The sequence below is a fragment of the Streptomyces sp. NBC_00045 genome (assembly GCF_045041095.1).
GTDB lineage: Bacteria > Actinomycetota > Actinomycetes > Streptomycetales > Streptomycetaceae > Streptomyces.
The window spans coordinates 3,079,326-3,089,841 of sequence record NZ_CP108271.1; the positions used below are offsets into that span (position 1 = coordinate 3,079,326).

Here is a 10,516-nt window from a genome sequence, read left to right on the forward strand (position 1 = left end):
CCTGCAGATGTTCAGCACTGTTCTGGTGGCCAACCGGGGCGAGATCGCGGTACGCGTCATCCGCACCCTTCGCGAGCTCGGGATCCGCTCCGTGGCCGTCTTCAGCGACGCGGACGCGGACGCACGGCACGTGCGGGAGGCCGACACGGCCGTCCGGATCGGCCCGGCGGCCGCCGCCGAGAGCTACCTGTCGGTGGAGAAGCTGCTCGACGCGGCCCGCCGCACCGGCGCCGAGGCCGTCCACCCGGGCTACGGCTTCCTCGCCGAGAACGCGGCCTTCGCGGCCGCTTGCGCGCAGGCGGGCCTGACCTTCATCGGGCCGCCGGCCCCGGCGATCTCCCTGATGGGCGACAAGATCCGGGCCAAGGAGACCGTGAAGGCGGCCGGGGTCCCGGTCGTGCCCGGCTCCTCGGGAAGCGGGCTGTCGGACGCCGAACTGGTCGCGGCCTCCGAGGAGATCGGCATGCCGGTGCTGCTGAAGCCCTCGGCGGGCGGCGGCGGCAAGGGCATGCGGCTGGTCCGCGACGCCGCGCTGCTGGGCGAGGAGATCGCGGCGGCGCGCCGCGAGGCGCGGTCCTCCTTCGGCGACGACACCCTGCTCGTGGAGCGGTGGGTCGACCGGCCCCGGCACATCGAGATCCAGGTGCTGGCGGACGCGCACGGGAACGTGGTGCACCTCGGCGAACGCGAATGCTCCCTCCAGCGGCGCCACCAGAAGGTGATCGAGGAGGCCCCCTCGGTCCTGCTGACCCCGGAGATCCGGGCGGCGATGGGCGCCGCGGCCGTGGAGGCGGCGCGCTCCTGCGGGTACGTCGGCGCGGGCACGGTGGAGTTCATCGTGCCGGGCGGGGACCCGTCCTCGTACTACTTCATGGAGATGAACACCCGCCTCCAGGTCGAGCACCCGGTGACGGAGCTGATCACCGGGCTGGACCTGGTGGAGCAGCAGCTGCGGGTGGCCGCGGGTGCTCCGCTGGCCTTCACGCAGTCGGACGTCACCCTGACCGGCCACGCCATCGAGGCCCGCGTCTGCGCCGAGGACCCGGCGCGCGGGTTCCTGCCGTCCGGCGGTACGGTGCTGGCGCTGTCCGAGCCGTCGGGCGGTGCGGTGCGCACGGACTCCGGGCTCGTGGCCGGGGTGGACGTGGGCTCCACGTACGACCCGATGCTGTCGAAGGTGATCGTCCACGGCCCCGACCGGGCGACGGCCCTGCGCATGCTGCGGGCCGCCCTCGCCGACACCGTGATCCTGGGCGTCCAGACCAATGCCGGTTTCCTGCGGAGGCTGTTGGCGCATCCCGATGTGGTGACGGGCGAGATGGACACGGGTCTGGTCGAGCGGGACCTGTCCGAGCTGCTCCCGGAGGGCGTCCCGCCGGAGGTGTTCGCGGCCACCGCACTGCTGGCCCAGGCTTCTCTCCCCCACTCCGCTCCTTCCCGAAACCCCGCCGGGGGCTCGGGGGCGGCCACGTCCGCTGCGGGCGGCGCCGGCTGGGTCGACCCGTTCGATGCGGCCAACGGCTGGCGCCTCGGCGGAACCCCCGCCTGGACCGTCCACCACTTCCGCCTCCCGGGCCAGGACCCCGTACAGGTCCGCACCCGCCCCGCCGGGCCGGGCTCCGGCTCGGCCACGGAGCTGCTCCTGGCCGACGGCGCTCAGGCCGCAGCCGCCGGCGACGCCGGCCAGCATCAAGCCCCGCCGGTGTTCGAGGCGCGGGGTCTGGGCCAGAGCTCCGGCTCACCGGTTCGCGGCCGCATCATCGACCTCGGCCACGACCACGTGACCGTCGAACTGGAAGGCATCACCCACCGCTTCAGCCACGCCGCCTCCCCGGAGGGAACCTGGCTCGGGCGCGACGGCGACAGCTGGCACGTCCAGGGCCACGACCCCGTCGCCGCCAAGGGCGCGGCCGCCGCGGGCGCCGACACCCTCGCCGCGCCCATGCCCGGCACCGTCACCGTCGTCAAGGTGGCCGTCGGGGACACGGTGGTGGCCGGGCAGAGCCTGCTCGTCGTCGAGGCGATGAAGATGGAGCACGTCATCGCCGCCCCGCACTCCGGCACGGTCACCGAGCTCGACGTCTCCCCCGGCACGACCGTCGCCATGGACCAGGTCCTGGCCGTCGTCACCCCCGACGAGGAAGAGGAGGCGACCCGGTGAACGGGCTGCCCATGACCGTCCCGGCCCCCGGGCTGCCGGCCCGCGTCCGCATCCACGAGGTCGGCGCCCGCGACGGGCTACAGAACGAGAAGACGACCGTACCGACCGAGGTGAAGGCCGAGTTCGTCCACCGGCTCGCCGCCGCCGGCCTCACCACCGTCGAGGCCACCAGCTTCGTGCACCCCAAGTGGGTTCCGCAGCTCGCCGACGCCGAGCAGCTCTTCCCGCTGCTGGGCGACGTGGAGGCCGACCTGCCGGTGCTCGTCCCCAACGAGCGCGGCCTCGACCGCGCGCTCGCGCTGGGGGCCACCCGTATCGCCGTGTTCGGCTCGGCGACCGAGACCTTCGCCTCCCGCAACCTCAACCGGACCGTCGCCGAGTCCCTCACCATGTTCGAGCCCGTCGTGGCCCGCGCCAAGGAGGGCGGGGCGCACGTCCGCGGCTACCTCTCCATGTGCTTCGGCGACCCGTGGGAGGGTGCGGTACCGGTCCACCAGGTGGTCCGCGTGGCCAAGGCCCTGTTGGACCTCGGCTGCGACGAGCTGAGCCTCGGCGACACCATCGGCGTCGCCACCCCGGGTCATGTCCAGGCCCTCCTCGGCGAGCTCAACGAGGAGGGCGTGCCGACCGACCGGATCGGCGTGCACTTCCACGACACCTACGGCCAGGCCCTGTCCAACACCCTCGCCGCGCTCCAGCACGGGGTGACCACCGTCGACGCCTCCGCGGGCGGCCTCGGCGGATGCCCGTACGCGAAGAGCGCCACCGGCAACCTCGCCACCGAGGACCTGGTGTGGATGCTGCAGGGTCTCGGCATCGAGACCGGTGTCGACCTGGCCGCCCTCACCGCCACGAGCGTGTGGATGGCCGAACAGCTGGGCCGCCCCAGCCCCTCCCGTACCGTCCGCGCCCTCTCCCACAAGGAGTAACGAAGATCATGGCCCTCGACCACCGGCTCACCCCCGAGCACGAGGAACTCCGCCGTACTGTCGAGGCGTTCGCGCACGACGTGATCGCCCCCAAGATCGGCGATCTGTACGAGCGGCACGAGTTCCCCTACGAGATCGTCCGCGAGATGGGCCGCATGGGCCTGTTCGGCCTGCCCTTCCCGGAGGAGTACGGCGGCATGGGCGGCGACTACCTCGCCCTCGGCATCGCCCTGGAGGAGCTGGCCCGCGTCGACTCCTCGGTCGCGATCACGCTGGAGGCGGGCGTCTCGCTCGGCGCCATGCCCATCTATCTGTTCGGCACCGAGGAGCAGAAGCAGCAGTGGCTGCCGAAGATGTGCGCCGGTGAGGTCCTCGGCGCGTTCGGTCTGACCGAGCCGGACGGCGGCTCCGACGCCGGCGGCACCCGCACCACGGCCGTCCGCGAGGGCGACGAGTGGGTGATCAACGGCTCGAAGTGCTTCATCACCAACTCCGGTACGGACATCACCGCTCTGGTCACCGTCACCGCCGTCACCGGCCGCAAGGCCGACGGCCGCCCGGAGATCTCCTCGATCATCGTCCCGTCCGGCACCCCCGGCTTCACGGTGGCCGCACCGTACTCCAAGGTCGGCTGGAACTCCTCGGACACCCGTGAGCTGGCCTTCGACAACGTACGGGTGCCCCTGGCCAACCTGGTCGGCCAAGAGGGCCGCGGCTACGCCCAGTTCCTGCGCATCCTCGACGAGGGCCGCATCGCGATCTCGGCGCTCGCCACCGGCCTGGCGCAGGGCTGCGTGGACGAGTCTGTGAAGTACGCGAAGGAGCGCAAGGCCTTCGGCCGGCCCATCGGCGACAACCAGGCCATCCAGTTCAAGCTGGCGGACATGGAGATGCGCGCGCACATGGCGCGGATCGGCTGGCGCGACGCGGCCTCCCGCCTCGTGGCCGGCGAGCCGTTCAAGAAGGAGGCGGCGATCGCGAAGCTGTACTCCTCCACGGTCGCCGTCGACAACGCGCGCGAGGCCACCCAGATCCACGGCGGGTACGGGTTCATGAACGAGTACCCCGTGGCGCGCATGTGGCGGGACTCCAAGATCCTGGAGATCGGCGAGGGCACCAGCGAGGTGCAGCGCATGCTGATCGCCCGCGAGCTGGGCTTCGCCGGCTAGCGACCCCGTGGACCGCCGGACCGGGGCGATCACCGGCCCGGTCCGGCGGTCCCGGGGCCCGTGGTCCCGTGATCCCGCGGTCCGGGTCACACCTGCTCGCGCTCCGCTTCGGCGACGAAGGGCTGCAGGAACGTCGCGATGTGCTGCTCCACATCGGTGATCCGCTGCTCGTACACGTAGAGCTGGTCCCGCATGCCCGCCTTGGCCTGCTCGTCCATCCGGGACTCCTCGATGTTGCGCTGGACGATGCCGATGAGGTCCTGGAGCTGGATGTGCAGCGTTTCGCTGATCCCGCCCCACACGGCGCGCAGGTCGGCGGCGCGACTGTCCGCGTACTGCTGGGCGGTCTGACCGGCCGAGTCCTTCACGTGGGCGGAGAACTCCTCCGCCGCGCGGGACTGCAGCTTGCCGTCGGCGAAGAGGACCGCCCCCGAGGCCATCAGCGGTCCGATGGCCGCGCCGATGGCCACCGCCACGCCGACCGGCGGAACGGCCAGGCCCAGGCTGATCAGCCCGGCCGCCGCGGCGGCGGCCGTCCCGCCGACGACCACCGCACCGGTGCCCGCGCCGATCGCCATGAGCGAGCTGGGTCGGAACAGCAGGGGCACGTCGTCGCCGCGGTGGCCTCCGGGGCGCCCGCTGCCCTTGCCCGCCGCGATGGCCAGCGTGTAGAGCAGGTGGTTCTGGTCCCGGACCGACTGCGTGCCGGTGAGTTCCGTGCGGAGCTTGTCCAGGAGGTCCGCGTGTGCCCGGATCAGCGGTTCGAGCTGGCGCACCAGGTCGGCCTGCCGCTGTTCGATGAGCCGGTCGAGGCTCTGGGTGCAGAAGACCTGCATGCGCTCCTGGAGTTGGACCGTGTAGGCGTCCAGCAGCTCGTGCTGGGCGGCGACGCGGCCCCCCTTGGTGAAGGAGCGGACGGCCCGGCTCAGGCGTCCCGGGCCGGACGTGACGTGCCAGCCGCCGATCTCGCGGCTGATGTCGCTCAGGAACGAGCCGAACCTCAACTGGAGTTCGCTCTCGATGTCGGCGATCTTGCCGCCGACGATGTCGCGGATCGCGTCGGCGCTGGTGCGCAGTTGGTCCTGGGTGGACTGGCTGCGGTCGAGGAGCTCGCGCAGCTCCGCCGTCGACTTCATCAGGATGGCGCCCTCGTCGTGCAGCCGCACGCGCAGGTTGACCGCGTTGTGGCGCAGGAACTCGGCGAGCCGGACGAACTTCACCCGGGCCGCGTCGCGCATGCAGAAGACCTCCAGGGCGGACTCCAGCCGTCCGATCCCCGAGGCCTTCAAGCCTTCCTCGTCGCCGTCGATCCGGGCCCGCAGGGCCTGGAGGGCGCTGATGAAGAAGACGTTGGCGGTGGCGGTGGCACCCGGTTCCCCGCTGAGCTCGGCGACCGCGTTGCGGCAGCGGCTCATCACCTCCGCCCGCTCCTCCTCATCGATCCGGTCGAACTGGTTCACCACGAAGAAGATGTCGCGGTGTCCGAGTTTGCGGACGCGGGTGAGGTAGTTCTCGGTCTCGTGGAGGGTGAACGGGCGTCCGGCATCGGTGACGAAGACGACGGCGTCCACCTCCTCCAGGTACCGCAGGGTCACCAGTTCGCGGTCGGAGCTCTCGTTGATCCCCGCCGAGTCCACGATCTCTACGGAACTGCGCAACAGCTCCAGCGGTTGTTCGACGACGGCCAGCGCGAACGAGGGGGTGCGGGGTGCGCCGTACGCGTCGATCTGGAGGGAGACCTCCCGTTTGAACTCCTCCGTCGTGACGGCCGTCTCGCCTCCCCGCCGGTCGGCGTCCCGGTACAACCAGGCCCGCTCGGTCTCGCCCCACCGCAGGACCGTGGTGAAGGCGGTGGCCGGATTGGCCTTGGTGGGCAGTAGCCGTTTGCCCAGCAGGGCGTTGATCAGGGTGCTCTTGCCGCTGCTGAACTCGCCGAGCACCATGATGCGGAAGGTCTCGCGTTCGAAGACCGCCCCGTTGATCCCGAGGTCCAGCGGCCCGGCCGGACCGCCCGGCGGTGCGATGACCGCCGCAGCCTCGCCGGCCACCTGCTGCAGGCGCTGGTAGTACGAGCGCAGTGTGCCGATGTTGTCGCTCCAGCCGCGGAACTGCGTGGCCGGTGATTCCTGGCCGGCCGGTAACTGCCGGTTGCCGTGCGCCATCAGGCCCCTTCCAGGGGAGAGAGGAGGGCGTGCACGGAGCGGCCCAGCGACCGCGCCGTACTCCGCAGTGAACGCCAGTGGTCGAGGGACTCCGGCTGCGCGGCGACGGCCGTCGTGTGCAGCCGCCACCACTGCTCGTCGCGCTCCCGGGCTTGGCTGAGCAGGCGGTCGTACACCTGGACGATGCGCACCTCGGTCCGCGCCACCTGCTCGGTGAACGCCGCCTCGACGATCCGTTCCAGGTCGCCGATGGCGCGCTCGCGGCGCTCCGCCAGGCCGTGTTCGAGTGCCTCCGAAACCAGCGCCGTGCCGGCCGCTCCCGCGATCTGCGCCACGACTTCGGTGGAGACGGGCGTCAGCACGCTCTCGATCGCGGTCCCGACGAACTCCGGCAGCCAAGAGGCGTCCCAGCCGGTGGCGTTCTGCGACTCCGCGGCGGCGGCCGCGTCGGCCACCCCCGGCAGGGCCGCGGCCGGTACGACCCGCCCGGCGCCGGGGGCGGCCAGTCCCTGGAACAGTTCCTCGCCGGGCCGGTTGCGGAGCAGGATGTCGCGCAGCCGGCGGGTGTCGTCTTCGAGTGCCCGGTCGACGGTGCCGGTGATCCACGATTCGAACTGCTGGAGGGCCTCGGCGGTGTACGGGATCGCGTGGAGGCGGATGAAGTGCTGCTCCTCGGGCGTCTCCAGCATCCGGGAGAAGCGCGCGGCGAGTTCGCGGGCCGCGGCCGTCCGTCGCCTGCGCGCCTCGACGCCGATCGTCTGGACGAGCGAGGCGCGCCATTCCCCGGCGTCGGCGCTGAGCACGATCCAGTGGAAGCGGGCGCTCTCGTGGGCCGTGTGCCAGATCTGTGCGGCCCGGGTCCGGACGGGGTCGGGCCGGTGCGCGTCGGCCAGCGCCCGCCCGGCGGCCTCATCCACCAGGCCGCAGGTCGCGGCGAGGAGGTGCAGCCTGCGGATGGTCCGCAGCGCGCGGCGCAGCCGTATGCCGGCGAGCTGGCCCAGGGCCGCACGGAGCGGGTCGAGGCCGTCGGGCTCCCCGGCCGCCGGCGCCGCAGCGGTCTCGGGGACTGGGCCGGGCACGGGGCGCGGGCCGGGCAGGACGAGCGCCTCGGGGGCCAGCACCGCGACGAGGTGGTTGACGCGTCGCAGGATGTCGACCGCCTCGTCCTCGACCTCGGCGAGCTTGGTGACGACGACGGCGAGCGGCGGGCTGTGCGGAGCGGCGGCGAGCGCCTTGATCCGGGCCTGTTCGGTGGCGAGCATCGCGCGGCGCGCCTCGGTGACGACGACCACCACGTCGCAGTCGCCGACGATCCTGGCGAGGGCGGCGGTGTCGGGCTGGCGCACTCCGGACCAGCCCTCCCAGCCGGGGGTGTCGACGAGTTCCACTCCGGCGCGGGCCGGCCAGGAATCGGCGGGAACCTCGACGCGTACGGTACGCAGCCCCGCCTCGCCGGAAACCCCGACCCCGGCTCCGGCTCCGGACCCGGACCCGGACCCGGCGGACTCGGCGGCCCGGGCCGCCTCCGCGGAATCCGCGGGCTGCGCGACGAACGGGCGTACGACGACGGGCGGTCCCTCCGTCGGGTGCACGGACACCGGCAGGCAGGCCGTGCCGATGAGCTCGTTGACGAGGCGGGACTTACCGACGTTGCTGCCGCCGATGATGCAGATCCGGGCCTGCGGGGACACGGCGCGACGGGCCGTGCGGCGGATCAGCGAGGCGGCGGAGTCCGCTCCGGCCCGGTCCGCGAGCAGGGCCACCTGTTCGGCGAGCGCGCCCTGGCGCAGCTCCCGCTCGTGCTCCCCCGTACCGACCACAGCGCCGCCACCCCACCCCGTCAGGACCTCCCGGCGCGACCATGATGCCAACGGATGCCGCTGAGCGCCCCCGGTTCGGAGCCAGTTCACCCGGGGCTGCGCGGCTCCGGCCGCGGTCGCACGAAGAAACTTAGGGCCGCCTTACCAATTCCAGCCAAGGTTAGGCTAACCTTCCCTCCGAACGGCCCCGTGGCCGCCCGGCACGCACGAAAGCGGACATAGACATGCCCAAGTCCCGTACCTCCCACCTGTCCCGCCGCGGTCTCATCGCCGCCGGCGGCGCCCTCGGCCTCGTCGCGGCCCTCACCGCGTGCGGCGGATCCGACTCGAAGGGCGGGGCGGACGACAAGGACAAGGGTGCTGCGGCCTCGGGCGCCTGGTCCTTCAAGGACGACCTCCGCAAGGACGTCAGCCTCAAGGCCAAGCCGAAGAACATCGTGGCCTACACGGGTACCGCGGCCGCGCTCTACGACTACGGCATCCAGGTCAAGGGCGTCTTCGGCCCGACCAAGACCGCCGACGGCAAGCCCGACACGATGGCCGGCTCGATGGACATCTCCAAGGTCGAGATCCTCGGCAACGTCTACGACGAGTTCAACGTCGAGAAGTACGCCGCCCTCCAGCCCGACCTGCTGGTCACCAACACCTGGGACGGCAGCTACTGGTTCGTGCCGGAGGCTTCCAAGGACAAGATCCTGAAGCTGGCCCCGGCCGCCGCGATCGGCGTGGGCGGCGACGCCTCCCTCGACAAGGCGCTGGAGCGCACGGCCGACCTCGCCAAGTCCCTGGGCGCCGACCTGAACACCAAGCAGTCCGCCGACGCCAAGGCCCGCTTCGACGCGGCCTCCACGAAGGTCCGCGAGGCGGTCAAGGCCAACCCGGGCATCAAGGTGCTCGTCGGCTCGGGCTCCGCCGACCTGTTCTACGTCTCCACCCCGAAGACCTCGGCCGACCTGAAGTACTTCGAGTCCCTCGGCGTCGAGTTCGTCACCCCGGAGAAGGACAAGCTGGACACCGGCGGCTTCTTCGAGAGCCTGAGCTGGGAGAACGCCGGCAAGTACAAGGCCGACCTGGTCCTGCTCGACAACCGCACCGGCACGCTGCAGCCGGAAGAGCTGAAGGCCAAGCCGACCTGGGCCGAGCTGCCCGCCGTCAAGGCCGGCCAGGTCGCCCCGCGCGTGACCGAGCCGATCTACTCGTACGACAAGTGCGCCAAGGTCCTGGAGGACCTCGCGAAGTCCATCCAGAACGCCAAGAAGGTCAGCTGACCCTCGGCGCCCGGACCAGGCGCCGCCGCCACTCCCAGGGGGGACCCTCCGCATGACCGCCACCGCATCCGAAGCCCCGGCGTCCGACGCCGTCCCGGCCGCCGCGCACTTCCGGTTCTTCGCGTTCGAAGTGCTCCGCACCCGCCGGCTCGGGCACTCGTTCCTGCGGGTCACGTTCGGCGGAGAGTCCCTCGCGGGCTTCCGCTCGGGCGGCCACGACCAGAGCCTCTCGCTCTTCCTGCCGCCCGAGCACGAGGAACACACCGTGCTCCCGTCCACCGACGAGGACACCTGGTTCGGCGCCTGGCGCGCGATGCCCGACGCCGACCGGCCGGTGATGCGCTCCTACACCGTGCGCGAGCAACGCCGTACGCCCGGGGGCGTGGACGAGGTCGACGTCGACTTCGTCCTGCACGGGGACCCCGCCGGGGCAGCGGCTGATGTCACGGCCCCCGCGTCCCGGTGGGCCGGGCGGGCCGTGACCGGCCGCCGGATCATGGCGATAGGGCCGGCCGTCGCAGAGAACAAGTCCGTGCGGTTCCAGCCGCCGGCCGCCACCGACGCGCTGCTGATGTACGCGGACGAGACGGCGCTCCCGGCGGCGGCCGCGATCCTGGAGCGGCTCCCCGCCGGCATGCCGGTCACGGCCTGGTTCGAGGTCCCGCACACCGACGACCGGCTCGTCCTACCGACGCCCGCCGCCGCGGACATCACCTGGATCGTGCGGGAGGCCGGCGCGGGCAAGGAGCGCACCGGGCGCGTGCTGGAGGCACTCCGGGCGGCCGAACTCCCGGCCGCCGAGGCTCCGTACGCCTGGCTCGCGGGCGAGGCCGGGACGGTGCGGGCGGTACGCAGGCACATCGTGCAGGAACGTTCCATCGACCGGCGGGCCGTGCGCTTCACCGGCTACTGGCGGCTCGGCGCGAGCGAGGAGGAACTCCTCGCCGAGGCGTACGCGGGCCAGGCGGCGAGCGAGGACCCGACGTCCGCACTGTAGTCAACTCCCT

At 72.3% G+C, this 10,516-nt stretch carries 7 protein-coding genes; 5 read left to right on the forward strand and 2 right to left on the reverse strand.

From position 1 onward, the window contains the following. Positions 1 to 7: 7 nt before the first annotated feature. The 3 genes from OHA65_RS14395 to OHA65_RS14405 are packed head-to-tail and all read left to right on the forward strand — an operon-like array spanning position 8 to position 4,259. Complete coding sequence (locus OHA65_RS14395) at positions 8 to 2,161, forward strand: acetyl-CoA carboxylase biotin carboxylase subunit (RefSeq protein ID WP_327283523.1); 2,154 nt, start codon at positions 8 to 10, stop codon at positions 2,159 to 2,161. A gap of 11 nt (positions 2,162 to 2,172) precedes the next feature. After that, entirely contained in the window at positions 2,173 to 3,090 is a 918-nt protein-coding gene (locus OHA65_RS14400) for a hydroxymethylglutaryl-CoA lyase (RefSeq protein WP_327285654.1), read from the forward strand. 8 nt (positions 3,091 to 3,098) lie between these two features. Continuing rightward, positions 3,099 to 4,259 (forward strand): acyl-CoA dehydrogenase family protein, encoded by a 1,161-nt coding sequence (locus tag OHA65_RS14405; RefSeq protein ID WP_328762815.1) that lies wholly within the window; start codon positions 3,099 to 3,101, stop codon positions 4,257 to 4,259. An 86-nt stretch (positions 4,260 to 4,345) separates the two neighbouring features. Here OHA65_RS14405 and OHA65_RS14410 read toward each other — a convergent pair whose 3' ends face one another. Together OHA65_RS14410 and OHA65_RS14415 are read right to left on the reverse strand one after the other, a co-directional pair. Then, positions 4,346 to 6,421: a dynamin family protein gene (locus OHA65_RS14410; protein WP_327283525.1), complete on the reverse strand. Its 2,076-nt coding sequence runs from the start codon at positions 6,419 to 6,421 to the stop codon at positions 4,346 to 4,348. Then, complete coding sequence (locus OHA65_RS14415) at positions 6,421 to 8,241, reverse strand: dynamin family protein (protein WP_405761966.1); 1,821 nt, start codon at positions 8,239 to 8,241, stop codon at positions 6,421 to 6,423. Before OHA65_RS14415 ends, OHA65_RS14410 begins: the two co-directional genes overlap by 1 nt. A gap of 224 nt (positions 8,242 to 8,465) precedes the next feature. Here OHA65_RS14415 and OHA65_RS14420 point away from each other — a divergent pair, with 224 nt between their 5' ends. Both OHA65_RS14420 and OHA65_RS14425 read left to right on the forward strand, forming a co-directional pair. Further along, positions 8,466 to 9,509 (forward strand): ABC transporter substrate-binding protein, encoded by a 1,044-nt coding sequence (locus tag OHA65_RS14420; protein WP_371643611.1) that lies wholly within the window; start codon positions 8,466 to 8,468, stop codon positions 9,507 to 9,509. A gap of 52 nt (positions 9,510 to 9,561) precedes the next feature. Beyond that, positions 9,562 to 10,506 (forward strand): siderophore-interacting protein, encoded by a 945-nt coding sequence (locus OHA65_RS14425; protein ID WP_327283528.1) that lies wholly within the window; start codon positions 9,562 to 9,564, stop codon positions 10,504 to 10,506. The last annotated feature ends 10 nt before the right edge of the window (positions 10,507 to 10,516 follow it).